This window comes from Modestobacter sp. VKM Ac-2979, assembly GCF_026967995.1.
Taxonomy (GTDB): Bacteria; Actinomycetota; Actinomycetes; order Mycobacteriales; family Geodermatophilaceae; genus Modestobacter.
This window is the reverse complement of the sequence record NZ_JAPVBO010000002.1, coordinates 476,339-500,766: the sequence shown is the minus strand read 5'-3', so window position 1 is coordinate 500,766 and position 24,428 is coordinate 476,339. Positions and strand designations below refer to the sequence as shown.

Annotated in this window: 28 protein-coding genes; 11 read left to right on the top strand and 17 right to left on the bottom strand. The window is 73.9% G+C overall.

What is annotated here, in order from left to right; all coding sequences use genetic code 11:
- Window positions 1-7 precede the first annotated feature (7 nt).
- Window positions 8-679: a response regulator gene (locus O2W15_RS06955; protein WP_269178872.1), complete on the bottom strand. Its 672-nt coding sequence runs from the start codon at window positions 677-679 to the stop codon at window positions 8-10.
- Window positions 676-1,911: a sensor histidine kinase gene (locus O2W15_RS06950; RefSeq protein WP_269178871.1), complete on the bottom strand. Its 1,236-nt coding sequence runs from the start codon at window positions 1,909-1,911 to the stop codon at window positions 676-678. The genes O2W15_RS06955 and O2W15_RS06950 overlap by 4 nt, the downstream gene beginning before the upstream one ends.
- Window positions 1,912-2,054: 143 nt before the next feature.
- On the opposite strand from O2W15_RS06950, the gene O2W15_RS06945 reads away from it, so the two are divergent.
- The 3 genes from O2W15_RS06945 to ilvA are packed head-to-tail and all read left to right on the top strand — an operon-like array spanning window position 2,055 to window position 3,831.
- Window positions 2,055-2,327, top strand: a complete 273-nt coding sequence (locus O2W15_RS06945; RefSeq protein ID WP_269162586.1) for a DUF4190 domain-containing protein — start codon at window positions 2,055-2,057, stop codon at window positions 2,325-2,327.
- Window positions 2,327-2,533 carry a hypothetical protein gene (locus tag O2W15_RS06940; protein WP_269178870.1) on the top strand — a complete coding sequence of 69 codons (207 nt, stop codon included), beginning with the start codon at window positions 2,327-2,329 and terminating at the stop codon, window positions 2,531-2,533. Before O2W15_RS06945 ends, O2W15_RS06940 begins: the two co-directional genes overlap by 1 nt.
- 38 nt (window positions 2,534-2,571) lie before the next feature.
- On the top strand, window positions 2,572-3,831 hold the full coding sequence (gene ilvA, locus O2W15_RS06935) for a threonine ammonia-lyase IlvA (RefSeq protein WP_269178869.1): 1,260 nt from the start codon (window positions 2,572-2,574) through the stop codon (window positions 3,829-3,831).
- Window positions 3,832-3,870: 39 nt separating this feature from the next.
- Here the strand turns inward: ilvA and O2W15_RS06930 are convergent, their stop codons facing one another.
- Window positions 3,871-4,929 (bottom strand): zinc-dependent dehydrogenase, encoded by a 1,059-nt coding sequence (locus O2W15_RS06930; RefSeq protein WP_269178868.1) that lies wholly within the window; start codon window positions 4,927-4,929, stop codon window positions 3,871-3,873.
- A 312-nt stretch (window positions 4,930-5,241) separates the two neighbouring features.
- On the opposite strand from O2W15_RS06930, the gene O2W15_RS06925 reads away from it, so the two are divergent.
- Window positions 5,242-7,320 (top strand): PTS mannitol transporter subunit IICBA, encoded by a 2,079-nt coding sequence (locus O2W15_RS06925; protein ID WP_269178867.1) that lies wholly within the window; start codon window positions 5,242-5,244, stop codon window positions 7,318-7,320.
- A 63-nt stretch (window positions 7,321-7,383) separates the two neighbouring features.
- On the opposite strand, the gene O2W15_RS06920 is transcribed toward O2W15_RS06925, so the two are convergent.
- Both O2W15_RS06920 and O2W15_RS06915 read right to left on the bottom strand, forming a co-directional pair.
- Window positions 7,384-7,653 carry a DUF2277 domain-containing protein gene (locus O2W15_RS06920; RefSeq protein ID WP_269170170.1) on the bottom strand — a complete coding sequence of 90 codons (270 nt, stop codon included), beginning with the start codon at window positions 7,651-7,653 and terminating at the stop codon, window positions 7,384-7,386.
- Window positions 7,654-7,827: 174 nt separating this feature from the next.
- A complete protein-coding gene (locus tag O2W15_RS06915; RefSeq protein ID WP_269178866.1) occupies window positions 7,828-8,997 on the bottom strand; it encodes an acyl-CoA dehydrogenase family protein in 1,170 nt (389 codons plus the stop codon).
- Window positions 8,998-9,301: 304 nt separating this feature from the next.
- Between O2W15_RS06915 and O2W15_RS06910 the strand changes: the two genes are divergently transcribed.
- From O2W15_RS06910 to O2W15_RS06900, 3 genes are read left to right on the top strand one after another with little or no spacing between them, the layout of a single operon-like run.
- Complete coding sequence (locus O2W15_RS06910) at window positions 9,302-10,369, top strand: FecCD family ABC transporter permease (RefSeq protein WP_269178865.1); 1,068 nt, start codon at window positions 9,302-9,304, stop codon at window positions 10,367-10,369.
- The gene (locus O2W15_RS06905; protein ID WP_269178864.1) at window positions 10,366-11,460 is read left to right on the top strand and encodes a FecCD family ABC transporter permease; all 1,095 of its coding nucleotides are present in this window, start codon (window positions 10,366-10,368) and stop codon (window positions 11,458-11,460) included. The genes O2W15_RS06910 and O2W15_RS06905 overlap by 4 nt, the downstream gene beginning before the upstream one ends.
- Before the next feature lie 2 nt (window positions 11,461-11,462).
- Window positions 11,463-12,293 (top strand): ABC transporter ATP-binding protein, encoded by an 831-nt coding sequence (locus O2W15_RS06900; protein ID WP_269178863.1) that lies wholly within the window; start codon window positions 11,463-11,465, stop codon window positions 12,291-12,293.
- A 69-nt stretch (window positions 12,294-12,362) separates the two neighbouring features.
- Here O2W15_RS06900 and O2W15_RS06895 read toward each other — a convergent pair whose 3' ends face one another.
- Window positions 12,363-14,231: a BCCT family transporter gene (locus tag O2W15_RS06895; RefSeq protein WP_269178862.1), complete on the bottom strand. Its 1,869-nt coding sequence runs from the start codon at window positions 14,229-14,231 to the stop codon at window positions 12,363-12,365.
- A gap of 211 nt (window positions 14,232-14,442) precedes the next feature.
- Here O2W15_RS06895 and O2W15_RS06890 point away from each other — a divergent pair, with 211 nt between their 5' ends.
- Together O2W15_RS06890 and O2W15_RS06885 are read left to right on the top strand one after the other, a co-directional pair.
- Complete coding sequence (locus O2W15_RS06890; protein ID WP_269162574.1) at window positions 14,443-15,372, top strand: mechanosensitive ion channel family protein; 930 nt, start codon at window positions 14,443-14,445, stop codon at window positions 15,370-15,372.
- Window positions 15,369-15,920, top strand: a complete 552-nt coding sequence (locus O2W15_RS06885; RefSeq protein ID WP_269178861.1) for a hypothetical protein — start codon at window positions 15,369-15,371, stop codon at window positions 15,918-15,920. Before O2W15_RS06890 ends, O2W15_RS06885 begins: the two co-directional genes overlap by 4 nt.
- Before the next feature lie 4 nt (window positions 15,921-15,924).
- Here the strand turns inward: O2W15_RS06885 and O2W15_RS06880 are convergent, their stop codons facing one another.
- The 3 genes from O2W15_RS06880 to O2W15_RS06870 form a co-directional block, all read right to left on the bottom strand.
- Window positions 15,925-16,953, bottom strand: coding sequence for a zinc-binding dehydrogenase (locus O2W15_RS06880; RefSeq protein ID WP_269178860.1), 1,029 nt, complete (start codon window positions 16,951-16,953; stop codon window positions 15,925-15,927).
- A gap of 68 nt (window positions 16,954-17,021) precedes the next feature.
- A complete protein-coding gene (locus tag O2W15_RS06875) occupies window positions 17,022-17,279 on the bottom strand; it encodes a DUF167 domain-containing protein (RefSeq protein ID WP_269178859.1) in 258 nt (85 codons plus the stop codon).
- A gap of 13 nt (window positions 17,280-17,292) precedes the next feature.
- The gene (locus O2W15_RS06870) at window positions 17,293-18,126 is read right to left on the bottom strand and encodes an alpha/beta fold hydrolase (RefSeq protein WP_269178858.1); all 834 of its coding nucleotides are present in this window, start codon (window positions 18,124-18,126) and stop codon (window positions 17,293-17,295) included.
- Between the two features lie 54 nt (window positions 18,127-18,180).
- Between O2W15_RS06870 and O2W15_RS06865 the strand changes: the two genes are divergently transcribed.
- Both O2W15_RS06865 and O2W15_RS06860 read left to right on the top strand, forming a co-directional pair.
- Window positions 18,181-18,651, top strand: coding sequence for a MarR family winged helix-turn-helix transcriptional regulator (locus tag O2W15_RS06865; RefSeq protein ID WP_269178857.1), 471 nt, complete (start codon window positions 18,181-18,183; stop codon window positions 18,649-18,651).
- Between the two features lie 171 nt (window positions 18,652-18,822).
- Window positions 18,823-19,929 carry a fatty acid desaturase family protein gene (locus tag O2W15_RS06860; RefSeq protein ID WP_269178856.1) on the top strand — a complete coding sequence of 369 codons (1,107 nt, stop codon included), beginning with the start codon at window positions 18,823-18,825 and terminating at the stop codon, window positions 19,927-19,929.
- A 36-nt stretch (window positions 19,930-19,965) separates the two neighbouring features.
- On the opposite strand, the gene O2W15_RS06855 is transcribed toward O2W15_RS06860, so the two are convergent.
- The 8 genes from O2W15_RS06855 to O2W15_RS06820 form a co-directional block, all read right to left on the bottom strand.
- Window positions 19,966-20,637 (bottom strand): sigma factor, encoded by a 672-nt coding sequence (locus O2W15_RS06855; RefSeq protein WP_269178855.1) that lies wholly within the window; start codon window positions 20,635-20,637, stop codon window positions 19,966-19,968.
- A complete protein-coding gene (locus O2W15_RS06850; RefSeq protein WP_269162566.1) occupies window positions 20,634-21,131 on the bottom strand; it encodes a hypothetical protein in 498 nt (165 codons plus the stop codon). The genes O2W15_RS06855 and O2W15_RS06850 overlap by 4 nt, the downstream gene beginning before the upstream one ends.
- Before the next feature lie 4 nt (window positions 21,132-21,135).
- The gene (locus O2W15_RS06845) at window positions 21,136-21,675 is read right to left on the bottom strand and encodes a gamma carbonic anhydrase family protein (RefSeq protein WP_269162565.1); all 540 of its coding nucleotides are present in this window, start codon (window positions 21,673-21,675) and stop codon (window positions 21,136-21,138) included.
- A gap of 55 nt (window positions 21,676-21,730) precedes the next feature.
- Window positions 21,731-22,054, bottom strand: a complete 324-nt coding sequence (locus tag O2W15_RS06840) for a hypothetical protein (RefSeq protein WP_269178854.1) — start codon at window positions 22,052-22,054, stop codon at window positions 21,731-21,733.
- Window positions 22,055-22,085: 31 nt separating this feature from the next.
- Window positions 22,086-22,283, bottom strand: coding sequence for a helix-turn-helix transcriptional regulator (locus O2W15_RS06835; RefSeq protein ID WP_269162563.1), 198 nt, complete (start codon window positions 22,281-22,283; stop codon window positions 22,086-22,088).
- A complete protein-coding gene (locus O2W15_RS06830; RefSeq protein WP_269178853.1) occupies window positions 22,284-22,688 on the bottom strand; it encodes a hypothetical protein in 405 nt (134 codons plus the stop codon).
- Between the two features lie 93 nt (window positions 22,689-22,781).
- Window positions 22,782-23,672, bottom strand: a complete 891-nt coding sequence (locus O2W15_RS06825; RefSeq protein WP_269162561.1) for an NAD(P)H-hydrate dehydratase — start codon at window positions 23,670-23,672, stop codon at window positions 22,782-22,784.
- Complete coding sequence (locus O2W15_RS06820; RefSeq protein WP_269162560.1) at window positions 23,653-24,408, bottom strand: histidine phosphatase family protein; 756 nt, start codon at window positions 24,406-24,408, stop codon at window positions 23,653-23,655. The genes O2W15_RS06825 and O2W15_RS06820 overlap by 20 nt, the downstream gene beginning before the upstream one ends.
- Window positions 24,409-24,428 lie beyond the last annotated feature (20 nt).

Genomic DNA, 24,428 nt, shown 5'->3' with positions numbered 1-24,428 from the left:
CGCCCGGTCAGAGGAGCCCGGCGACGTGGGCGAGGATCGCCACCTGAACCCGGTTGGCCGTGCCCAGCTTGGTGAAGACCCGCGAGACGTGGGACTTCACCGTCGCCTCGCTGAGGAACAGCTCCTTGCCGATCTCGGCGTTGGACAGGCCCCGCCCCACGGCCAGCAGCACCTCGCGCTCCCGGTCGGTGAGGGTCTCGATCCGCGCCCGCGCGTCCTGGCGGCGGACGTCGGCGCCCGTGTCGGTGTAGCGGGTGATCAGCCGCCGGGTGGCGGTCGGGGAGAGCATGGCCTCACCAGCGGCGACCACCCGGACCGCCTGGACCAGCTCCCGCGGTGGCGTGTCCTTGAGCAGGAAGCCGCTGGCCCCGGCCTGCAGCGCACCGAAGACGTGCTCGTCCAGGTCGAAGGTGGTCAGCACCAGCACCCGGGGGGCGTCGGAGCGGGCGGTGAGCGCGGCCGTGGCCGCCAGCCCGTCCATCCGCGGCATCCGCACGTCCATCAGCACGACGTCCGGCCGGTGACGCAGCACGGCCTCGATCGCGTCCGCGCCGTCCCCGGCCTCACCGACCACGCGCAGGTCCGGGGCGCTGGCCAGGACGGCGCGCAGACCGGCGCGCACCAGCGCGTCGTCGTCGACCAGCAACAGGCGCACGGGCTCGGCCGCCGACCCGCTCATGGGAGGTCTCCGTCTCCGCGATCGGGCCAGGGCAGGTCGGCGTGCACCAGGAAGCCGTCGGGCTGCGCTCCCGTGCTGAGCCGGCCACCCACCAGCTCCACCCGTTCGCGCAGCCCCAGGAGGCCCAGGCCCGCCCCGGGCACCAACGGTGCCGCCGCCGTCGCCGGGGCGCTGTTGTGCACCCGCACCTGCAGACCGCCGCCCGGTTCCCCGGCCAGCAGCACGGTGGCCGTGCCACCGGCGGCGTGCTTGTGCACGTTCGTGAGGGCCTCCCGCACGACCCGGTGCGCGGTGCGGCCGACCAGCGGGGGCGGGGTCTGCCCGGTCGGCAGGTCGGTGTGCAGTTGCACCGCGACACCTGCCTCGGCGCTGGCCCGGACCAGCCGGTCGACGTCGGCGAGGGTGGGCTGCGGCAACAGCTCCGCCTCGGCCGGATCGACCGGCTCGGGCAGGCTGGTGTCGGCGCGCAGCACCCCCAGGACCGTGCGGAGCTCCTCCAGGGCCTGCCGGGCGGTCGTGCGGATGAGGGCGGCCGACTCCTCGACCTCCGCCGGGCCGGCCGCCGGGTTCACCTCCAGGCCGCCGGCGTGCAGCGCCACCAGGGACATGCGGTGCGCCAGCACGTCGTGCATCTCCCGGGCGATGCGGGTGCGCTCGGCCTGCCGGGTCTGCTCGACGCGCAGCCGCTGCTCGGCCTGGGTCTGGGCGACCCGCTCCTGCAGCGACTGGACCAGGTCGCGGCGGGCACCGAGGTAGGCACCCAGCAGCGCCGGGAACCCGATCATGACCACCGCGAAGGCCGCCGTGACGACGGCGTACAGGGGATCGGCGAACACCAGGTCGAGCCCGATCTCGGTCGCGCCGTTCACCACCAGGGCGACCAGCGCCGCGGCCACCACCAGCGCCAGCCACCGGTCGCGGTGCCGGATGGCCACGGTCAGCAGGGCCAGCCAGAGCGGCAGCCACGAGCCCCCCACGGCCACGACGACGCAGCCCAGCAGCGCCACGCGCACCGGGTACCGCCGTCGCCACCACAGGGCGACGGCGACCGTCAGCGTGCCCAGGGCCTGCAGCCACGTCCCGGTGGGGATGTCCGCCACGGGCCCCTCGCCGACGAACAGGGTGGCCGCCCCGAGCACACCGAGCGCCACGAAGGCCAGGTCGCGCAGCCGCGCCCAGGGCCACCGGCGGCCACCGGCCACCTCGACCACCGACCCGTCACCCGTCTCCACGGGCAGTGAGCCTAGAGATCATCCGGCTCCGCGACGTCCACCGACGGGCTGAGGAGCGGGCCGATGACCTGCGACTTTCGTAGTAGGGAGCCGTGTACCTACGGGCGATGCCCACACCCCCCGGCGCCGGACAGGCTCGTGCCATGCACGACACGCAGACGTCCACCGTCCACCTCGACCCGGAGAACTGGCCCGTCCGCGCCGTGGGCACCGACGCCATGGCCGTCCTCGGTCTGGTCTTCGCCTTCGTGTTCTTCCCGCTCGGCATCGTCTTCAGCGCCCTGGGCCTGCGCAACACCCGCCGGGACGGCACCCGCGGCCGCGGTCTCGCCCTCGCCGGGATGACCATCTCGCTGCTGCAGGTGGTCGCGGTCGTCGGGCTGGTCCTCTGGGCCGCCTTCGGTGCCGGCTCCTGATGGCCGGGTACGACGCGGCCTGGAGCGGCACCGAGAGCGCCAGCGTCCTGGCCGCCCGCCAGCTCGCCGAGGAGGCCCGGCAGCAGCGGCACCACCCCCGCCGCCGCCCGCCGCGCCGTCGCCCGCTCAGCCGGCCGGGGCCCGGCTCGTGCGCAGCCCTGGTCGTCACCGCGAGCGGGTACGCAGGAGCGGGCGGCCGGTACTGACCGACCGGCATCGGCGGGACGTCGGGGAGGATGGCCCGGTGACCTCCCTCCGCACCGCCTTCTCCGCCGAGGTCACCGCCGCCGCCACCCGGCTGGCCGGCGTCTCCGAACGGACGCCGCTGCAACGCAACGCCCGGCTCTCCGAGCTCACCGGCGCCGCCGTGTGGGTCAAGCGCGAGGACCTGCAGGTCGGCCGCTCGTACAAGGTGCGCGGCGCCTACAACACGATCAGCCAGCTGGACACCGCCGGGCGGGCCGCCGGTGCGGTCACCGCCAGCGCCGGCAACCACGGCCAGGGCGTCGCCTACGCCTGCCGGGTGCTCGGCGTCCGGGGCCGGGTCTTCGTGCCCGGGACGACGCCGCGGCAGAAGCGGCAGCGGATCGCCGCGCTCGGCGGGGACATGGTCGAGCTCGTCGTCCACGGCGACACCTACGACGACGCAGCGGCCGCCGCGACCGAGCACGCCACGATGACCGGGGCCACCCTGGTGCCCGCCTTCGACGCGCTGTCGACCGTCGCGGGCCAGGCCACCGTCGCGTGCGAGCTGCTCGAACAGCTGGACAGCCCGCCGGACGTCGTCGTCCTGCCGGTCGGTGGCGGCGGGCTGCTGGCCGGCTGCGGCACCTGGCTGCGCGAGCACGCGCCCGGCGTCCGGCTGGTGGGGGTCGAACCGGCCGGGGCGGCGAACATGGCCGCGGCGCTGGCCGCCGGCCGGCCGGTGGAGCTGGCCGAGATCGACACCTTCGTCGACGGCGCGTCGGTGCGCCGGGCCGGTGACGTGACCTTCCCGCTGGTGCGCGACTCGGGTGCGGAGCTGGTGACGGTGCCCGAGGGACAGGTCTGCACCGAGATGCTCGACCTCTACCAGGTCGACGGGGTGATCGCCGAGCCCGCCGGCGCGCTCGCCAGCGCGGCGCTGACCGGCGGTCAGGTCGTCGTCGAGCCCGGCCAGACCGTCGTCACCCTGCTCTCCGGCGGCAACAACGACGTCAGCCGGTACGCCGAGGTGGTCGAGCGGTCACTGGTGCACCGTGGCCTCAAGCACTACTTCCTGGTCGAGTTCCCGCAGGAGCCCGGGGCGCTGCGCCGGTTCCTCGACGAGGTGCTCGGCCCGGACGACGACATCGTGCTGTTCGAGTACGTCAAGCGGGACAACCGGGAGACCGGGGCGGCGCTGACCGGCATCGAACTGGGCAGCGTCGCCGGCCTGGCGCCGCTGCTGGCCCGGATCGAGGCGGGCCCGCTCAAGATCCAGCACCTCGCTCCCGGCACGACCGCCTACCGCTTCCTGGTGTGAGCGAGGCCCCCGTCCCGCTGGACGGGGGCCTCCCCCGCGTCAGGGCTCGACGGTGACCTTGATCGCCTCGCCGTTCTTCACGATGGAGAAGGCGTCGAGGACGCGGTCGAGCGGCAGGCGCGCGGTGATCAGGTCCTTGACCGGCACCTGACCGGTGGAGATGTACTCCAGCGCCCGCTTGTTGTGCTCCGGCGCGGACCCGTTGGCGCCGTGGATGTGCAACTGGCGGTAGTGCACCACGTTGGAGTCGCAGGTGATCGTCGGGTTCGTCTTCGGCAGGCCGCCGAAGAAGGAGATCCGGCCGTTGCGGGCGGCCATCGCGATGGCCTGCTCCTGGGTGACGTTCGCCGCCGTCGCGGTGATGATGACGTCGGCGCCCCGGCCGCCGGTGAGCTCCAGGACCCGGGCGACCACGTCGACCTCGGCGCCGTTGATCACCTCGTCGGGCTGGACGGCGTCGGCCGACATCGTCAGCCGCTCGGCGTTGACGTCGACCAGGATGACCGTGCCGACCTTGTGGACGCCGCGGGCGATGCGGATGTGCATGCAACCGATCGGGCCCGCGCCGAAGACGACGAGGGTGTCCCCCTCCTCGATGTCGAGGAGCTCCTGGGCGTTGATGGCGCAGGCGAACGGCTCGGCGGCCGAGGCCTCGTCGTAGCCGACGTTGTCCGGGATCCGGTTGAGCCCGTCCACCTTCAGCACCTGCTGGGGGACGATCATGTACTCGGCGAACCCGCCGTCGTACTGGTAGCCGACCGAGGTCTGGTTCTGGCACACCGCCATCCAGCCCTTGCGGCACTCGTGGCACTCCCCGCAGGGCACCGCCGCGATCACCTGCGCCCGGTCGCCCGGGGCCCAGTTGCTGCCGTAGGTCGCGTTGACGTCGGCGCCGACCTCGACCACTTCACCGGCGATCTCGTGCCCGATGGTGCGCGGCGGGGAGAGGTTCTGGTGGCCGTTGTGGAAGATCTTGACGTCGGTGCCGCAGGTGGAGCAGTTCTTCACCTTGAGCTTGATCTCGCCCGGGCCGCACTCGGGCTCCGGGACGTCCTCGAGGCGCACGTCTTCAGGGGCGTAGAACCGCAGGGCCTTCATGTCGTCCTCCGAGTGCTGTGTCGACGGGTGATGTGTCGACGGGTGTCGTGTGGACCGAGGGCCTGCCGACGCCGTCCCAGGTGTGGCCCACTGCTGGTGTCTCTGGTCACTCTAAGACCCCTCTCCACGCCCGGTTGCATGGTTCTCCGTGCGAACGTGTGGGTTTCATGCCACTTGACCCCAGTCTCCGGGGTCTATATACAGACATTCACAGATTCTCGTGACTCCGCTCACAGAGTTCGGAGCACGTGTCAACCCCCGGCCGGCTGCGTGCCGCTCGCCGACGCCGCAGCTCGAGGAAAGGTCCACTCCATGGCCACGACGACCCACCCGGCCGCCCGTTCGGGCGGGGCGCGGATGCACGTCCAGCGGTTCGGCACCTTCCTGTCGAACATGGTGCTGCCCAACATCGGCGCCTTCATCGCCTGGGGCCTGATCACCGCCCTCTTCATCGAGACCGGCTGGATCACCCTGATCGGCGACGCCCTCGGCTACGAGGGCGGCTACGGCTTCGTCGAGGACCTCGGCGCCTGGGGTGACGGCGCCGAGGGCACCGGGATCGTCGGCCCGATGATCACCTACCTGCTGCCGCTGCTCATCGGCTACACCGGCGGCCGGATGATGTACGACGACAACCTCCGCGGCGGGGTCGTCGGCGCCATCGCCACGATGGGCGCGATCACCGGCGCCGAAGGCACGCCGATGTTCCTGGGCGCCATGATCATGGGCCCGCTCGGCGGCTGGTCGATGAAGAAGCTCGACGCGCTGTGGGCGCACAAGATCCGCCCCGGCTTCGAGATGCTGATCAACAACTTCTCCGCCGGCATCTGGGGCGGGTTCCTGGCCGTCGTCGGCTTCGTGATCGCCGGCCCGTTCGTGCAGGCCTTCAGCGACCTGGCGTCCAACCTCGTGGACGTCCTGGTCGAGAACAACCTGCTGCCGCTGACCTCGATCTTCATCGAGCCGGCCAAGATCCTGTTCCTGAACAACGCCATCAACCAGGGCATCCTCACCCCGCTGGGCACCACCGAGGCGGCCCAGGCCGGCCAGTCGATCCTGTTCCTGCTCGAGGCCAACCCCGGCCCGGGCCTGGGTCTCCTGCTCGCCTTCGCCCTGTTCGGCCGCGGCGTGGCCAAGGCCTCGGCGCCCGGCGCGATCCTGATCCAGTTCGTCGGCGGCATCCACGAGATCTACTTCCCCTACGTGCTGGCCAAGCCGAAGCTGATCGCCGCGGTCATCCTCGGCGGCATGGCCGGCGTGGCCACGAACGTCCTCTTCGGCTCGGGCCTGCGCTCGCCGGCGTCCCCCGGCTCGATCATCGCCGTCTGGGCGGCGTCCCCGCCGAGCAGCCTGCTGGGCGTCACCGCCTCGGTGCTGGTCTCCGCCGGCGTCACGTTCCTGGTCGCCGCCTTCCTGCTGAAGCTGGACAAGGACGACGACGGTGACCTGACCGCGGCGACCGCCGCGATGGAGGCCAACAAGGGCAAGAAGTCGTCGGTCTCCTCCGCGCTGACCGGCGCTGGCGCCGCCCGCACCGACGGCCCGATCCGCTCCATCGTGTTCGCCTGCGACGCGGGCATGGGCTCCTCCGCCATGGGCGCCTCGGTGCTCCGCAAGAAGGTGCACGGCGCCGGGTTCGACGACGTCACCGTGGTCAACAAGGCCATCTCCAACCTCACCGACGACTACGACCTGGTGGTCACCCACGAGGACCTGACGGAGCGGGCGGAGCAGCGGACCGGCTCGGCGGTGCACGTGTCGGTGTCGGACTTCATGTCCAGCCCGCGCTACGACGAGATCGTCGAGATGCTGCAGCGGACCAACAGCGCGCCGACCGCCGAGGAGGCCACCGCCGCTGCCGCTCCCGACGGCGCCGCCGTCCCCGGGCGCCAGGCGACCGCCCCCGCCGCGGCCGGCGGCGTCGCACGACTGAGCGACGACGGAACGGACGAGGACACCGACGTCCTCGCCGTGGAGAGCATCGTCCTGGACGGCTCCGCCACCACCCGCGACGAGGCGATCCAGGAGGCCGGCGAGCTGCTGGTCGCGGCCGGCGCCGTCGACGCCTCGTACGTGCAGGCCATGCACGAGCGGGAGAAGTCCGTGTCGACCTACATGGGCAACCGGCTGGCGCTCCCGCACGGCACCAACGAGGCCAAGCCCGCCATCCGGCGCACGGCGATCTCCTTCGTGCGGCACGCCCGGGGCGTCGACTGGAACGGCAAGGAGGTCTCGTTCGTGATCGGCGTCGCCGGCGCCGGGGACGACCACCTCAAGCTGCTCGGCCGGATCGCGGAGGTCTTCGTCGACCCGGCTCAGGTCGCTCGCCTCGAGGAGGCCAGGACGCCCGCCGACGTCCTGGCCGTGCTCGGTTCGCTGCAGCCCGCGTAGGCGACCAGCCCCCACGACGGCCCCGGCCGACCCACACGGGTCGACCGGGGCCGTCGTGCGTGCTCAGCGGGAGTAGCGGACGGCGGCGCGGGCGCGGGCCTGGGCGGCCAGCACCTCGCGGTCCTTGGGCGGGGCGGTGGTGACCAGGTCGGCGAGCAGGTGCTCGGTCGCGTGCGCGATCTCCTCGACCGCCCGGTCGAACGCCGCCTGGTTGGCCTGCGACGGCTTGGTCGACCCGCTCACCTTGCGCACGTACTGCAGCGCCGCCGCCCGGACCTCGTCGGAGGTGGTGGCGGGCTCCAGGTTGTGCAGGACGTGGATGTTCCGACACATGCCCGGCAGCCTAGGCCCGCCCCCCGACCACCAAAATGGCCATTTTGGTGGTCGGGTCCGGGGCCAGAATCGCGACTTTGGCCCCCTCCCCGCCCCGCTCGCCGCCGAGTGACAGCTGAGCGGGCGTACCGGCGGGCGGATGCCCGCTGAGCTGTCACTCGACGAGGCGGGGCCCTAGGGGACGACGGTGGTCGTCGGGGCGCCGCCGCGGGCCAGGGCGCGGCTGATCACCAGGCGCTGGATCTGGTTGGTGCCCTCGAAGATCTGCATGACCTTGGCCTCGCGCATGTACCGCTCGACCGGGAAGTCGCGGGTGTAGCCGTACCCGCCCAGCACCTGGACGGCGTCGGTGGTCACCTTCATCGCGTTGTCGGTGGCCACCAGCTTGGCGATCGAGGCCTGCTGGCCGTAGGGCTGGCCGGCGTCGCGCAGCCGGGCCGCGAACAGGTACGTCGCCCGCGCGGTCTCGACGGCGGCGGCCATGTCGGCGAGCAGGAAGCCCAGCCCCTGGTGCTCGATGATCGGCTTGCCGAAGGTCTCCCGTTCCTGGGCGTAGGCGACCGCGTCGTCCAGCGCGCCCTGGGCCAGGCCGGTGGCGACGGCGGCGATCCCGAGCCGGCCGGCGTCCAGCCCGGCGAGGGCGATCGACAGCCCCTCGCCCTCCTCACCCAGCCTGCGGTCGGCGTCGACGCGCACGCCCTCGAACCGCATGGTCGCCGTGGTCGAGCCGGTCAGCCCCATCTTGCGCTCGGCGGTGTCGGCGGACAGCCCGTCGCTGTCGGCCGGCACGAGGAAGCAGGAGATGCCGCGCGCGCCGTCGTCGGAGGTACGGGCCATGACCTTGTAGAAGTCCGCGTGCCCGCCGTGGGTGGTCCAGGCCTTCTCGCCGGTGAGGACGTAGGAGTCGCCGTCCCGGACGGCGCGGGTGCGCATCGCCGCCGGGTCGGAACCGGCGTGCGGCTCGGAGAGGCAGTAGGCGCCCAGCTGCTCGCCGCCGAGCATCTCCGGCAGCCACTGCTGCTGCGCAGGCGTGCCCCGGGTGGCGAGCCCGAAGCAGGACAGCCCGTGCACGCTCACCCCCACGCCGACGCTGGCCCAGGCGGCCGCGATCTCCTCGAGCACCTGCAGGTACACCTCGTGGGGCTGCCCGCCGCCGCCCAGCTCCTCGGCGTAGGGCAGGCCCAGCAGCCCGGCCCGGCCGAGGGTGCGGAAGACGTCGCGGGGGAACTCCTCGGCCGCCTCCGCCGCGGCCGCCCGGGGCGCGAGCTCGTCGCGGGCCAGCTGCCGGGTGAGGTCGAGCAGGTCGGCGGCCTCCTGCGTGGGAACCAGGCGACGGACGGGCACGGTGCACCTCCAGGCGGGTCGGGACGACGCCGTCCCGACCGGGTTGCAGTACTCCCGGACGGTACGCAGTACTGGACTCCGCAGCGCAACACCTCCTCCGCCGCCGCCCACCGGGAGCTCGCCGACCTCGTCGTCGCCCCGCGCTGCTGACGGACCCCGTCCTCCGCACCCCTCGCACGCTCGGGGGGAGCCTCGGGACGGGGGCGCGGAGGACGACGGTGCCGAGGTGGGCCAACGCTGGGTAAGGTCAGCCTCACCTGCTCGGCCGGCGACCCGGCCTGCCCGCCGTCCCCAGGAGTCGCTCGTGGTGCAACGCACGGCGACCCGGCCTGCCGGGGAGGTGAGCCCCCCGCCGCGCCGGGGTCTGCTGCGGGGCATGGCCCCGCGGGTGCTGGGCCTGTGGTTGCTGCTGGCCGTCGTCGTGGCGGTCTGCGCGCTGAGCATCGCGGTCGGCACCAGGCCGATCGGCCTGGGCACCGTGTGGCAGGCGCTGATCGACCCGAGCACCCCCGGCGACGAGACGGTGATCATCCGCGAGCTGCGGGTGCCGCGGACCCTGCTCGGTGTGCTCGCCGGTTCTGCCCTGGCCGTCTCCGGGGCGCTGATGCAGGGCCACACCCGCAACCCGCTGGGCGACCCCGGCCTGCTCGGCGTCACCGCGGGCGCCTCGTTCGCCGTCGTCCTCTCGATCTGGCTGCTCGGCATCACCACGGCCGGCGGGTACGTCTGGTTCGCCTTCGCCGGCGCGCTGCTGGGCAGCGTGGCGGTCTTCCTGATCGGCTCGGCCGGCCGGGGGGCGCCCAGCCCGGTGAGCCTGGCCCTCGCGGGAGCGGCGATCACCTACCTGCTCTACGCCCTGGTGCAGGCGGTCACCATCCGCGAGACGACGGCGCTCGACGCCTACCGGTTCTGGGTCGTCGGCGCACTGGCCGGGCGGGACGTCGAGGTCGTCACCCAGGTCGCCCCCTTCATCGTGGTCGGCCTGGCGCTCGCCCTGGTCAACGCCCCAGCGCTGAACCTGCTGGGCCTGGGTGAGGACGTCGCCCGGGGCCTGGGCCAGCGGGTCTGGCTGGCCCGCGTGGTCGGGCTCGCCGCCATCACCCTGCTCACCGGGGCCGCCACCGCCGCGTGCGGCCCGATCGCCTTCGTCGGGCTGGTCGTGCCGCACGTCGCCCGGGCGATCACCGGCCCCGACCACCGCTGGCTGATCCCGTACTCGGCGCTGCTGGGCGTGGTCTTCCTGCTGCTCGCCGACGTCCTGGGCCGGGTGCTGGCCCGGCCGGGTGAACTGCAGGTCGGCATCGTGCTCGCAGTCGTCGGTGCGCCGTTCTTCATCGCGCTGATCCGCCGCCGCCGGCTGGTGCAGCTGTGAGCACCACGGCGCCCACCCGGGCCACCACCCCCCGGTCGCGGCCCCGCCGGCCGCTGCGGATCGGCCCCGTCTCCACCACCTACCGGTTTCGCGACGTGCTGGTGCCGATCGCGGTCGTGCTGGTGCTGGTGCTGGCCGCCGCGACCAGCCTCGGCCGCGGTGACTACCCGATCGGCGTGCTCGACGTGCTCGGCACGCTGGTCGGGCTGGGCGACGAGACCCAGCGGTTGATCGTGTTCGAGCTGCGCGCACCGCGGATCGCGGTGGCCGTGCTCGTCGGGGTGGCGCTCGGCCTGTCCGGCGCGCTCATCCAGACCTTCGCCCGCAACCCGCTCGCCAGCCCGGACATCCTGGGCGTCACCGGTGGGGCGGCGATCGGCGCGGTGAGCGTGATCGTGCTGGGCGGCACCGGCACCACCGCGGCCGGGCTGCTCGGCGGGATCGGCATCCCGGCCGCGGCCCTGCTCGGCGGCATGGTCGTGGCCTTCCTGGTCTTCGGGCTCGCCTGGCGGTCGGGGGTCGACGGCTACCGGCTGGTGCTCATCGGCATCGGGTTGTCCGCGATGGCCCAGGCGATCGTCAACTACCTGCTCACCCGCAGCGCCCTCTGGGACGCGGCCGCCGCCAACGTGTGGATCACCGGGTCGCTGAACGGGCGCGGCTGGGAGCAGGCGCTGCCCCTGGCCCTGTCGCTCCTGGTGCTGGTCCCGGCAGCCCTCGCGCTGAGCCGGGTGCTCGGCGTCCTGCAGTACGGGGACGAGACGGCGCGGGCGCTCGGGGTGCGCGTCCCGCTGGCCCAGGGCGTCGTCGTCGTGGTCGCGGTCTGCCTGGCCGCGTTCGCCGTCTCGGCGGCCGGGCCGATCCAGTTCGTCGCCCTCGTCGTCCCCCAGATCGCCGTCCGGCTGACCGGCGGGTCACGCCCGCCGCTGGTCACCTCCGCCCTGCTGGGCGCACTGTTGCTGGTCAGCAGCGACCTGGTCGCCCGGACCGCACTGCCCGAGTCGTTCCCGGTCGGCGTGATCACCGCGATCGTCGGCGCCCCGTACCTGCTCTGGCTCCTCGTCCGCGGAAGGCGGCGATCCACCCTGTGACCGTGACCGAGCACCGCACCTCCTCCGCCGGTGCCGAGCAGCCCCCGTCGGTGCGGCTGGCCGCCGACGGCGTCCGGCTCGCCTACGGCGACAAGGTCGTCGTCGACGGTCTGGACCTGGAGCTCACCGACGGGTCGTTCACCGCGATCGTCGGCCCCAACGGGTGCGGCAAGTCCACCGTGCTGAAGGCGCTGGGGAGGTTGCTGCGCCCGACCTCCGGAACCGTCCTGCTCGACGGCCGGGCGATCGGCGCCACCTCGACCCGCGACGTCGCCAAGGTGCTGGGCCTGCTGCCGCAGACGCCGCTGGCACCCGAGGGGCTCACCGTCGCCGACCTGGTCGCCCGGGGGCGGCACCCGCACCAGAGCTGGCTGCGGCAGTGGTCCTCCGACGACGAGGCCGTGGTCACCGAGGCGCTGACCTGGACCGACATGGCCGACCTCGCCGACTCCCCGGTCGACGCGCTGTCCGGGGGGCAGCGCCAGCGGGCCTGGATCTCCATGGCGCTGGCCCAGGGCACCGACCTGCTGCTGCTCGACGAGCCGACGACCTACCTCGACCTCGCCCACCAGGTCGACGTGCTGGAGCTGGTGGGCCGGCTGCACGCGGAGAAGGGCCGGACCGTGGTGGTCGTGCTGCACGACCTCAACCTGGCCGCCCGGTACGCGAAGCGGCTGGTCGCGATGAAGGACGGCGTCCTGGTCGCCTCCGGGACCCCGCAGGAGGTGCTCACCGAGCAGCTGCTGGCCGACGTCTTCGAGCTGGAGGCCCGGGTGGTGCCCGACCCGGTGACCGGCACGCCGATGGTGGTACCGGTCCGCCGCCTCCGCTGAGGCCCCGCCCCCTCCCGACGGTCGCGGAGCCGCGGTGGCGACTCCATGATCGTCGGGAGGGTCAGGCCGTCAGGGCCGCGGGGCCCGGGGCTCGGGCTGGACCGCCTCGCTGTGGCCGTTGGGGCTGTGGCGGACGACCAGTTCGAAGTCGTCGCCGTGCCGGGTGATCCCGTCGACGACCGCGGCCTCGACGGCCTCGCTGGCGTAGGTGCTGCGCAACACCATGGGGTCCGAGCGGAGGTCCTTGGTCAGCGCGACCGCCAGCCCGATCATCACCAGCGCGAAGGGGAGCGCGGCGATGATCGTCAGGTTCCGCAGCCCCTGCAGCGCCTCGTCACCGCCGACGAGCAGCATCACGGCGGCGACGCCACCGGTCAGCAGCCCCCAGAAGACGACCATCTTCGACGTCGGCTCACGGGTGCCGCGCTCGGACAGCGACGCCATCACGATCGAGGCCGAGTCCGCGCCGGTGACGAAGAAGATGCCGACCAGCAGCATCACGATGACGCTGGTGACGGTGGTGAACGGCAGCTCCTGGAGCAGGCCGAACAGCTGGCCCTCGGCCGTCGACTGGCCGGCGAGGTCCTGGCCCGACTGCTGGGCCCCGATCCCGGCACCGCCGAAGATCGCGAACCAGAACAGGGTGACGACGCTGGGCACGAGCAGCACGCCGGCGATGAACTCCCGGATGGTGCGGCCGCGGCTGATCCGGGCGAGGAAGACGCCGACGAACGGCGTCCAGGAGATCCACCAGGCCCAGTAGAAGACCGTCCAGCCCGAGAGCCACTCGGCCATCTCGTCGCCACCGGAGGCGTTGGTGCGCGCAGCCATCTCGGGGAGCTCGGCGGCGTAGGAGCCCAGCGCGGTCGGGATGAGGTTCAGCATCAGGACCGTGGGGCCCACCACGAAGACGAACAGCGCCAGGGTGAACGCCAGGCCGACGTTGATGTTGGACAGCCACTGGATGCCGCGGGCGACGCCGGAGAAGGCGGAGGCCACGAAGGCCGCGGTCAGCACCGCGATGATGCCCACCGTCGCCGCGTTGCCCACCGGCCCCAGCCAGCCGAGGATCTCCAGCCCGCTGCCGATCTGCAGGGCCCCGAGCCCAAGCGAGGCGGCCGTGCCGAAGAGCGTGGCGAAGATGGCGAGGACGTCGATCACCTTGCCGGCCGGCCCTTCGGCGACGCCGCGCCCGAACAGCGAGGTGAACGCCGAGGAGAGCAGCTGCCCCCGGCCCCGGCGGTAGGTGCCGTACGCGACGGCCAGCCCGACCAGGGCGTACAGCGCCCAGGGGTGCAGCGTCCAGTGGAAGAGCGTCGTGGCCATCGCCGTGGTGACGGCCTCCTGGGTCTCGCCGTCGACGGTGCCCGGCGGCGGGGAGACGTAGTGCGACAGGGGCTCGGAGACGCCGAAGAACATCAGCCCGATGCCCATGCCGGCGCTGAACATCATCGCGATCCAGCTGATCGTCCGGAACTCCGGCCGTTCACCGTCCCCGCCGAGCGGGATGCGGCCGTAGGCGCTGGCGGCGATCCAGAGCACGAAGAGCACCACGGCGGTGCCGAGCAGCACGAAGAACCAGCCGAGGTTCAGCTCGATCCAGCCGAGCGCGCTGCTGCTGGCCGAGCCCAGGCCGCTGGGGGTGAGGAACCCCCAGGCGAGGAAGGCCAGCGAGAGGAGGGCGGCGACCCCGAAGACCGTCCGGTCCAGCCGCGGCTTGCGCTCCTCGTCCTGCACCGGGGGCTGAGCGATCGCCGGGTGCGTCTGGCTGGGGACGTCGGGGTCGAGCACGTCGTCGATCGTCTGGCCGGTCGCGCCGGCGTCGTCGACGGCCGGGGCCTGATCGGCAGCCGGGGCCTGGTCGGCGCCCGGGGCCTCGCCGCTGCGGGTCGAGCCGGACGACGGCTGCCCGGGTGGGGTGTTCGGTGGGTTCGTCACGTGGCGTGGCGCCTGATCGGCGCCCCTCCCTTCGGGTCGGCGCGCAGGTCGAGCGAGCTGCCCCACACTCAGGACAACTCGTTGTACGGACCACCGTCCTTGCCTCCGGGCCCGGATGCAAATCCGTGGCGCGCGCACCAGCGGCCCCACCGAACCCACCCACACCACCCGCGCACCCCACGCACAGGTCCACGGGCCACACTGGGCGGTGATGAACGTGCTCGCCGCCGGCCCGGTCACCGACTTCTTCTACTGGCTCCGCGGACCCGCCCTCGACGCACTCCTGATCGTGCTGGGCGCGCTGCTGGTGGCCCGGCTGGTCAGCTGGGCCGGGAACCGGATCACCGACCGGATCGACGCCGCCGCGACCGACTCCGACGCCCTGGTGCGCTCCGAGGCAGCCAAGCACCGGCACTCGCTGACCCAGGTGCTGACCTGGGCGGCGATCGTGCTGATCTGGTCGATCGCGGTCATCTTCGCGCTCGACCGGCTGGGGCTCCCGGTCACCGGCCTGGTCGCCCCGGCCACCGTGCTCGGCGTCGGGCTGGGCTTCGGCGCCCAGCGGGTCGTCGGTGACGTGCTGGCCGGCTTCTTCCTGATCACCGAGCGGCAGTACGGCTTCGGCGACGTCGTCTCCATCCAGGTGGTCGGTGGCATGGAGCCCGCGTCCGGGACGGTCGAGGACGTCACCCTGCGGATCACCCGGGTGCGCTCGGTCGACGGAGAGGTGGTGATCGTGCCCAACGGCCAGATCGTCAAGGTCACCAACCTCTCGCGTGACTGGGCCCGGGCCGTCGTCGACGTGCCGGTGCCCGCGACCGCCGACGTCACCCGGGTGCAGGAGGTGCTGCGGGAGGTCGGGCAACGCGCCTTCGCCGACCCGCGGCTGCACAAGCTGCTGCTCGACGAGCCCAGCGTGATGGGCGTGGAGAGCCTCTCGCTGGACGAGGTGAACCTGCGGGTCGTCGCCCGCACGCTGCCGGGCAAGCAGTTCGACGTGGGCCGCGACCTCCGGGCCCGAGTGGCGCTGGCGCTGTCCCGGGAGGGCGTGTCGCTCCGCGCCACCAACGTGCAGGACGGCGTGAGCATCCAGGACGAGGCGTTGGCCGAGGACCGGGCACGGACGGGAGGGGCCGCATGAGCACGTCGTCGGACGACCAGCCCACCAAGGTCCTGCCGCAGGCCGCCACCGAACAACCGTCCGCGGTCGCCGCCCCGGCCACCCGGCGCTCGCCGACCTGGCACGAGCGGGTGCCCTCGCACATCGGGCGGGCCCGCACCTCGACCGTGGTGCTCGGCGGCCTGTTCGTGGTGCTGTTCGTGCTCAACCTCTTCCTGCCCAGCCGGGACAGCGGGACGACGCCCGTCATGCTCCCGAACGGGCAGACGGTCGACGTGCCCAACTCCGCGCTGCCCAGCGACGTGCCCACGGGCACGCCGACGCCCCCGGAGCCGGAGACGCCCGTCCCGGTCGTGCCGACGAGCCCGGTGCCGCCGGACGACGAGGAGGACGAGGAGCCCGCGGGCACGCCGCCCCGCACGACCACCCCCCGCGCGCCGTCCCCGACCCCGACGCCGACCCGGACCCCGTCGCCCACCAGCGAGACGACGGAGCAGGATGAGGAGACGACGGACTCCGAGCCGACCGGCACCACGACGGTCGAGACGACGGCGGACCCGACCGACTGATCCCTCAGAACGAGGTGACGACGGCGATCCCCGGTTCGCGGCCCACCGCGGCCAGCGCGGCACCGGCGTCGTCCAGGCCGAGCTCGCGGGTGACCAGCAGCTCCGGGTGCAGCCGGCCGGCCGTGATCAGTGAGAGCATCGCCGGGTAGTCGGCCGCCGCCATCCCGTGGCTGCCCAGCAGGGCGAGCTCGCCGGCGATCACCCGCTCCATCGGGATCTCCGGGCGGCCGAGCACCGGCGGCAGCAGCCCGACCTGCACGTGCCGCCCCCGCGGGCGGAGGCTGCGGATGGAGTTCAGGCAGGTCACGGCGGCGCCGAGCGCGTCCAGCGAGACGTGCGCACCGCCGTCGGTCAGCTCGGCGATCGCGCCGGGGACGTCGCCGGCGCCGTCCACGGTGTGCTCCGCACCGCAGGCCCGGGCCAGCTCGAGGGCACCCGGGGCGATGTCGACGGCCACGACCCGGGCCCCGGCCGCCACCGCGACCTGGACCGCGGACAACCCGACCCCGCCGCAGCCGTGCACCGTCACCCACTCCCCGGGCCGCACCCGGCCGACGCCGGTGACGGCCCGGAAGGCGGTGGCGAACCGGCAGCCCAGCCCGGCCGCGGTGGCGAACGGCATGCCGTCGGGGAGCGCGACCAGGTTGACGTCGGCGGCGTCCAGGGCGACGAACTCGGCCAGCGAGCCCCAGTGCGTGAACCCGGGCTGGGTCTGGTTGACGCAGACCTGCCCGGCGCCGTCCCGGCACGGCCCGCAGTGCCCGCACGCGCAGACGAACGGCACGGTGACCCGGTCGCCCACCGACCAGGTCCGCACCCGGTCACCGACCGCGGCCACGGTGCCGGCCAGTTCGTGGCCGGGCACGTGCGGCAGGACGACGTCGGGGTCGTGGCCGGACCAGCCGTGCCAGTCGCTGCGACAGATGCCGCTGGCGCCGACGCGGACGACGACGCCGTCCCGGTCGGGGGTGGGGTCGGGCACCGACCGGACCGCCAGCGGGCCACTGAACTCCTCGAACACCAACGCGCGCACCCCGACAGCCTCCCCCGAGGGGCCGAAGTCGCGACTTCGGCCCCTCGGGGAGGCTGTCGGCGTGGGCTTCAGCGGGCCAGCAGCTCCTGGAGCGCAGCGTCCGTGCCGCCGTCCACGTCGACCACCTTCGAGCGGGCCGTGGCGCCGGTGACGAGCGTGACCGCGGAGCGGCGGACGCCGAAGGCAGCGGCCACCGCAGCCAACGCCGCCTCGGTGGCCTTGCCGTCGACCGCCCGCGCCGACACCCGGACGACGAGGGCTCCGTCGTGCTCGCCGCCGACCTGTGTCCGCCCCGCCCCCGGCCGCACCCTGATCGCCACCCGCACGGCCCGCAGTCTCCTACCCGCGCCTCAGGTGCGGCTCCGCCGCGGCGGCCACCTCCGGCGCATCCAGCAGCGGGAGGGTGTGGTGCGTCGCGTCGGCCAGCCGGACGACCGTGGTGCCCGGCAACGCAGCCGCACGCCGGGCCACCCGGTCGGGGTCGTGTGCCCGGCTCCTCCCGGCGACCACCACCAGCGTCGGCACCGCCAGCGCCGCCAGTTCGGCCGTGCTGGGACGCCGGGTGCGCACCAGGGGACCGTGGTCGCGCAGCGCGCCCCGGACGTGGGTGTCGACCCAGGCCCCCGGGAGCGCGCGCCCCGCCGTCTCCCAGTCCAGGAACCGGCGCACCCGTCGCTGGGTGGGCCGCACCAGCGACGGGACGGCCCGCACCAGGTAGCCCGGGCGGAAGCCGGCGACGACGGCCGTCGGGTCCAGCAGCGTCAGGGTCGTCACCCGGTGCGGAGCGGCCAGCGCCGCGAGGAGACCGAGGTGCGCCCCCGCGGAGTGCCCGACCACGTGCCAGCGGGAGCACCCGACCGCGGTCTGCAACTCCGCCAGCCAGGACACGAGGTCCGCGGACGAGCGCGGCGGCCGGCTGGTCGCGCTGAGCCCGACGTCGCCGGGCTGGTCGGGTGCCAGCAACCGGCACCGGCCGGCGAGCTCGCCGGCCAGGTCCGCCCAGGCGGTGGCGGTCGCCCCGCCGCCGTGCAGCAGCAGCACCGCCGGCGCGTCGAGGGGCCCGGCGGTGAGCAGGTGCGTCCGGCCCCACGACGTCGGGACGTCGGTCTGCGTCGCGCCGGCGGGCCAGCGTCGAGCGGCGGCTGCGTAGCTCTCGGCGAAGGTCGAGGTCACCCCGCGAGTCAACTAGAGCGTCTAGCTACCTGACAAGCTGGATACCTTCGCGCCATGCGAGAGGACGCCCCGGGCACCGTGCACCGGCTGCGGGCGCTGACCGTGCTCCTCGATCAGCACGGCGGCGCCTTCGCCGCGCAGCACGGCCTCGGCGGCACCGACGTCCGGGCGCTGATCGCGCTGCTGGACATGGAGCGCGCCGGAGTGGACGCCAGCCCCACGCGGCTGGCCCGCGAACTCCGGCTGACCACCGCGTCCACCACCGTGCTGCTCGACCGGTTGGAGCGAGCCGGGCACGTGCGCCGGACGGCGCGCACCGACGACCGGCGCCGGGTGGACGTCACCGTCACCGACGCCGCCAAGCAGCTGGGGTGGACCTTCTTCGGACCGCTGATCACTGCCACCCGCGCGGTGCTCGACGAACGCACCGCGGCCGAGCGCGCGGTCATCGACCGGTTCCTGGACGACCTGGTCACCGCCCTGGAGGCCGGACCGGAGGACGGGCCGACACGGGACCACCGGTGACCGACGGCCGCCCTCGCGAATACCACCCCACAGGACCCGCCTGGCACAGGCGTGCCCCGTCGCCTACCGTCGGCGCTACGCGGTGCTCCAGCCAGACGTAGCGCGGTCCCCTGTCGTCGCCGGTCACCCGGCACAGCCCGGAGCAGCCCGGGACCCAGTCTGAGAGAGCAGATGACCGCAACCACGCTGGAGGGCTCCACGCCTCCCCCCGCCCGGGCGCCCCGCCCCGAGCGAGCCCGCGACCGTCAGGTCAGCGTCTACGCCGAGCTCTCCCAGCAGGTGAAGGACGCCGGGCTGCTGAACCGCCGCCGCCCGTACTACGTGGTGTCTATCGCGCTGACCGTGGCCGCCTTCGCCGGGGTCTGGGTGGCGATCGTGGCACTGGGCGACTCCTGGTGGCAGCTCGGCCTGGCCGTCGTCTTCTCGCTGGTCTGCACCCAGTTCGGCTTCCTGGGCCACGACACCGCGCACCGGCAGGCCTTCGGCTCGCACCGGGCCAACGAGTGGAACGCCCGGGTGCTTTCCTGCGGTTTCGCCGGCATCGGCTACGGCTGGTGGATGCAGAAGCACAACCGGCACCACAACGCCCCGAACCAGATGGGCAAGGACCCCGACATCGAGTCCGCGGTGCTGGCCTTCACGCCGGACGACGCCGAGGACCGGATGACCGGCCTGCGTGGCTGGTGGACCCGGCACCAGGGCTGGGCGTTCTTCCCGCTGCTGTGCTTCGAGGGCGCGGCCCTGCACGCCAACAGCCTGGCCACCCTCGCCCGCGAGAAGACGATGCCGCACCGCCGGCTGGAGATCGCGATCATCGCGGCCCGGCTCGGGCTCTTCGTCGCCGCGGTCTTCCTGATCATGCCGCCGCTGCTGGCCGTGGCCTTCATCCTGGTCCAGCAGGCCGTGTTCGGTCTGCTGCTGGGTGGCTCGTTCGCGCCCAACCACAAGGGCATGCCGGTCGTCCCGAAGAACGCCAAGGTCGACTTCCTGCGGCGCCAGGTGCTCATGTCGCGCAACATCAAGGGCGGCCGGGTCACCGACTTCATGATGGGCGGCCTGAACTACCAGATCGAGCACCACCTCTTCCCGAGCATGCCGCGGCCGAACCTGAAGAAGGTCCAGCCGATGGTGCGCGCGCACTGCGCCCAGCACGGGATCAGCTACACCGAGACGTCGCTGGTCGGCTCGTACCGGATCGTCGTCCAGTACCTGAACCGCGTCGGGCTCGGCGAGCGCGACCCGTTCGTCTGCCCGCTGACGGCCTCGACCCGCAACTGACGCCGGGCCCCGCTGCCCCACCCCGGCAGCGGGGCCTCACCCTCCGGTGAACAGCACCAGCAGGGCGACGAGGACGAAGAACACCGCCAGGGCGAGCAGCCCGGCCCGGTGCCGGCGCTGCGACCGCTCGCCGTCGAGCACCCAGCCGTGGACGTCGCCGGGGCCGGCGGGGGCCCGCCCGGCGAGGTCGCGCACCTGGACTGCCGCCGCCGCGCCGTCCACCTCGAGGAGCTCGCCCAGCCTGCCGAGCCCGTCGGCGACGAGCGCCCGGACATCGGCCACCGGCGCGTCCAGCGCGTCGGCGACCGCCGCCTCCGGCAGGTCCGCGCCGTACCGGAGTGCGAGGGCCGCGCGCTGCCGCGGGAGCACGTGGGCCAGCGCGGCCGTCGTCTCGTCCGACGGGACCGGAACCGGGTGCGGCGAGGCGAAGCCGGGGAGGCCGGTGGTGCCGGCCAGCAGCCGGGAGTCGGCGAGCGCCGCACCGACCCGGCTCCACCGTCGGCCCAGATGCGCGGCCACCAGCTCCCGCCGGACGGCGGCCGTCGCCTCCGCCCGGTCCACGAACTGGTCCCAGCGGCGGTGGACGGCGATCAGCGCCTCCTGCACCAGGTCACCGGCCGCGCGGCCGTCACCGGTCAGCAGGTACGCCACGCGGAGGGACGGCGTCGACTCCGCGGCGACGAACTCCTCGAACGGCCCAGCGGTCACGCGCTCCCCGGCGACGCCACCGGCTCGGACCAGCCGGCCAGGTGCCCGATCCAGGCGAGCCCCAGCCACGCGCCGGTCAGCGACCCGTGCGCCGACCCGTCGCTGACGGTCAGCGTCCACTCCGCCTCCGGGTGGCGGGGCGAGCGCGAGCCGGTGCCCGGCACCGCCGCCACCACCCGCCACGCCTCCACCGGCAGCCGTCGCGCCGGCCTCCCCGCCGGGGTCGCCCAGACCCCGGTCCGCGTCGCCTGCACCGGCTCGGACGGGCCTGACTCGGGCAGCCGCAGGGTCAGCGGCCCGAGGTCCAGGTAGTCGTCCGGGTCGGCCGGCAGGGTCCACCCGGGTCGACGAGCCCCGATCCCGGCGTCCGCGCCCAGGGTCGCCACCGCGGAGACCAGGTGGACGACCCCGCCGAGGAACCGGCCGGCCCGCCGGGCCGCTGAGGTGTCATCGACGGTCCAGGAGACCTGACGGCGCAGCTCCTCGGCGCTCATCCGCTCAGCCCTCCTGCTGCACCCGGCGGACGGCGCGGTGCTGGTCGAGCCGGTCGGTGTAGCTCTTCGCGTTCAGCTCGATCGCCGTGCGGTCGTCCTCGGTGGTCTCCCGCCGCACCTTGGCCGGCACCCCGGCGACCAGGGAGTTCGGCGGGATCTGCGCGCCCTGCATGACCACCGCGCCGGCGGCGACGATCGAGCCGGAGCCGATGTGCGCGCCGTTGAGCACGGTGCTGCCCATGCCCACCAGCACGTGGTCGTCGACCCGCGCGCCGTGCAGCACGACGTTGTGGCCTACCGTCACGCCGCGGCCGATCACCAGCGGGTGCCCGGGGTCGCTGTGCAGGGTCGAGCCGTCCTGGACGTTGGAGTCCGCACCGATCTCGATGACCTCCGAGTCGGCCCGAGCGATCGCGCCGTACCAGATGCTGGCCCGCGGGCCCATGGTCACCTTGCCGACGACGACGGCCGTGGGGGCGACGAACGCCTGCTCGTCGATCTCCGGGGCACCGAAGTCGAGGGCTCCGATGTAGCTGTCAGCCACGTTGCTGCACTCCTCACCGAGGGGGCGGGCGGTTCCCGCTGCTGGGCGCAGCAGATCACACCGGCTCGTCGGCGCCCCACTCGGCGAGGAAGTCGGCGGGGGAGCGCTCCGCCAGGTGCCGCCGGACCTGCGCCAGCATGTCGCCGGGGTGCATCGGGTCACCGGCCCAGACGCGCAGCACCTCGGCGCCGTCGGCCCGCCGGGTGACCACCACGTCGTGCAGGGACGGCCCGGGGACCAGCCCCCAGGCCAGCTCGGACACGAACGCGGCCGCCAGCCGCGCACTGCGCAGCACCCGCCCGCCGGGGCGCGGCTGCAGCGTCGCCTCGTAGACCTCTGCCGCGCGGACGCCGTCCGTCGCGCTGTCTGGGTCGGTCACCGACCCAGCCTGCCGAACACCGATCGCGGTGTCACTCCTCGTCGGGGGTGAAGACGTCCTCGATCCGGCAGTCGAAGAGCGCGGCGATCCGGAACGCGAGCGGCAGGCTGGGGTCGAAGCGCCCCTTCTCCAGCGAGATCACCGTCTGCCGGGACACGCCCAGCTCCTCCGCCAGCCGCCCCTGCGACCAGCCGCGGGCCTGCCGCCGGTCGGCCAGGTCGTTGCGCACTCAGGCGGCGCGACGGCGCAGCACGGTCAGCCGCACCGCGACGTCGGCGAAGGCGAAGAGCAGCAGCCACATGAGCACCGAGGAGGCCGCCAGTTTCAGGTCCGTGACCGCCAGCGCGAACGCGCCCAGCCCGGCGACGATCAACAGGTCGAGGAAGGCGGCGGAGGTGCTCCGCTGCAACCACTGGTGCTCGATCGTCTCCTCGACGTGCGCCGGCGGGTCCTCCCCCGTCACGCCGGAGAGGAACACCAGCCAGCCCACGCCGTACGCCGGCCCGACCGTGCAGCTCGCGAAGACGACGGCACGCAGCCAGAACTCGTCGGGTGCGAAGGCGCCCGCGAGCAGGCCGATCCCGCTGGCGATCAGCAGTCCGGTCAGTGCGGCGGCGACGTGCCGGCGGACCATGGCGAACCCCCGAGTGACAAGTGAGCTTGACAGTGGGTCCAGCTCACCAGCTCCGCGAGCACCCTGTCAAGCTCACTTGTCACCCAGGAGGCGTCAGAGGTCGACCTCGGCCATCACCCGGGGGATCTCCGGCGGCAGCTCCCGGGCCAGGAAGCCCAGCTGCCCGACCGTCGCAGCCAGCCGCTCACCGGCCCGGCCGTGCAGGTGCGCGGTCCAGACGGCAGCCTGGGCCGGCTCCGCGCCGCGGGCCAGCAGCCCGGCGACGATCCCGGCGCGCACGTCTCCGGATCCGGAGACCCCGAGCCCGGCACCGCCGCTCTCGTCCGCCCACAGCCGGCCGTCGGGGGCAGCGATCCAGCTGGTCACCCCGCCCAGGGCGACGACGGCGCCGGTCTGCTCGGCCAGCCGCCGGGCCGCCCCGGCCGGGTCGTCCTCCAGCTCCTCTTGTTCCACGTGCAACGCGATCGCCAGCTCCATGGGGTTGGGGGTCAGCACCACGTTGCCGCCCAGGTGCTCCAGGCAGGCCGGGTCGGCGGTGACGGCGGCCAGCCCGAGCGCGTCGAGGGCGACCGGTCCCTGGAGCTCGGGCAGCAACTGCTCGACCAGGCGCCGGGTCTCGGGCTCGTCGGCCATGCCCGGCCCGATCAGCACCGCGGAGGCCTGCTGGGCCAGGTCCAGGAACAGCTCGGCCGAGGAGCCCTGGATGGCGCCGGCCTCGGTGGACGGCACGCCGCGGACCAGCGCCTCGGGCAGCGAGATGGAGACGTGCGGGGCGACCTTGGACGGGACGACGACCTGGAGCTTCCCGGCCCCGGACCGCAGCGCGGCCTCGGCGGCCAGCAGGACGGCGCCCACGGTCTCGGTGCTCCCGCCGACGACCAGGATCGAGCCGCGGGCCTCCTTGCCGCCGGTCGGCTCGGGCAGTCGCCAGTCGCGGAGCACCTGGGGGCTGACCAGGGTGTGGTCAGGCCGGGGACGGGACATCGGTCTCCTCGGTCACGGGGGCACCGTCGGCCCGGTCGGCGTCGTCCAGGTGGTCGACGCCGTTGAAGCCGGCCAGCCGGAACAGCCCGCCGTCGGCGGACTCGTAGCGGGTCACGGACGTGTTGGCGACCTGCTCGGCCCGGTCGATGTCCAGCAGCTGCTGCTCGGAGAGCTCCTCCAGCACGTACCGGAAGACCATGATCACGGCCTGGTGCGAGACGCAGAGCAGCCGCTCACCGTCGTGCCGCAGCGCCTCGGTGGCCAGCAGGCTGCGCACCCGCAGCGCGACGTCGGCCCAGCTCTCCCCGCCCGGTGGCCGGTAGTAGAACTTGCCGAGCAGCTCCCGGCGGCCGGCCTCGTCCGGGTGCTCCTCGCGGATGCCCTGCCCGGTCATGCCGTCGAAGACGCCGAAGTCCCGTTCCCGCAGCCGCTCGTCGTAGCGGATGGTCAGGTCCAGCCCGCTGGCCGCCACCGCACGCCGGGCGGTCTCGGCCGCGCGGCTGAACGGCGAGCTCAGCACGGTGGTGGGTCGCTCGTCCTCCGGCAGCCCCGCCAACCACGCGCCGAGGGCGTCGGCCTGGCGCTCGCCGGTGTCCGACAGCGGCACGTCGGGGTCGCGGACGTCGAGCTCCAGCCGGCCCGACCCGGTCTCGTTCGCGTGCGCGTCGGCCAGGTTGCCCACGCTCTCGCCGTGCCGCACCACCCACAGGGCGGTGGGACCAGGTGCCCGTGCCATCGGTCGTCCCGTCCGTCGTC

Bases quoted from the DNA above. Each gene is read 5' to 3' on its own strand.
- O2W15_RS06955 (WP_269178872.1), bottom strand. From the start codon at position 679: ATGAGCGGGTCGGCGGCCGAGCCCGTGCGCCTGTTGCTGGTCGACGAC.
- O2W15_RS06920 (WP_269170170.1), bottom strand. From the start codon at position 7,653: ATGTGTCGGAACATCCACGTCCTGCACAACCTGGAGCCCGCCACCACC.
- O2W15_RS06860 (WP_269178856.1), top strand. From the start codon at position 18,823: ATGACCGCAACCACGCTGGAGGGCTCCACGCCTCCCCCCGCCCGGGCG.
- O2W15_RS06890 (WP_269162574.1), top strand. From the start codon at position 14,443: ATGAACGTGCTCGCCGCCGGCCCGGTCACCGACTTCTTCTACTGGCTC.
- O2W15_RS06825 (WP_269162561.1), bottom strand. From the start codon at position 23,672: ATGTCCCGTCCCCGGCCTGACCACACCCTGGTCAGCCCCCAGGTGCTC.
- O2W15_RS06820 (WP_269162560.1), bottom strand. From the start codon at position 24,408: ATGGCACGGGCACCTGGTCCCACCGCCCTGTGGGTGGTGCGGCACGGC.
- O2W15_RS06930 (WP_269178868.1), bottom strand. From the start codon at position 4,929: ATGAAGGCCCTGCGGTTCTACGCCCCTGAAGACGTGCGCCTCGAGGAC.
- O2W15_RS06865 (WP_269178857.1), top strand. From the start codon at position 18,181: ATGCGAGAGGACGCCCCGGGCACCGTGCACCGGCTGCGGGCGCTGACC.
- O2W15_RS06850 (WP_269162566.1), bottom strand. From the start codon at position 21,131: ATGAGCGCCGAGGAGCTGCGCCGTCAGGTCTCCTGGACCGTCGATGAC.
- O2W15_RS06925 (WP_269178867.1), top strand. From the start codon at position 5,242: ATGGCCACGACGACCCACCCGGCCGCCCGTTCGGGCGGGGCGCGGATG.
- O2W15_RS06830 (WP_269178853.1), bottom strand. From the start codon at position 22,688: ATGGTCCGCCGGCACGTCGCCGCCGCACTGACCGGACTGCTGATCGCC.
- O2W15_RS06885 (WP_269178861.1), top strand. From the start codon at position 15,369: ATGAGCACGTCGTCGGACGACCAGCCCACCAAGGTCCTGCCGCAGGCC.
- O2W15_RS06940 (WP_269178870.1), top strand. From the start codon at position 2,327: ATGGCCGGGTACGACGCGGCCTGGAGCGGCACCGAGAGCGCCAGCGTC.
- O2W15_RS06945 (WP_269162586.1), top strand. From the start codon at position 2,055: ATGCACGACACGCAGACGTCCACCGTCCACCTCGACCCGGAGAACTGG.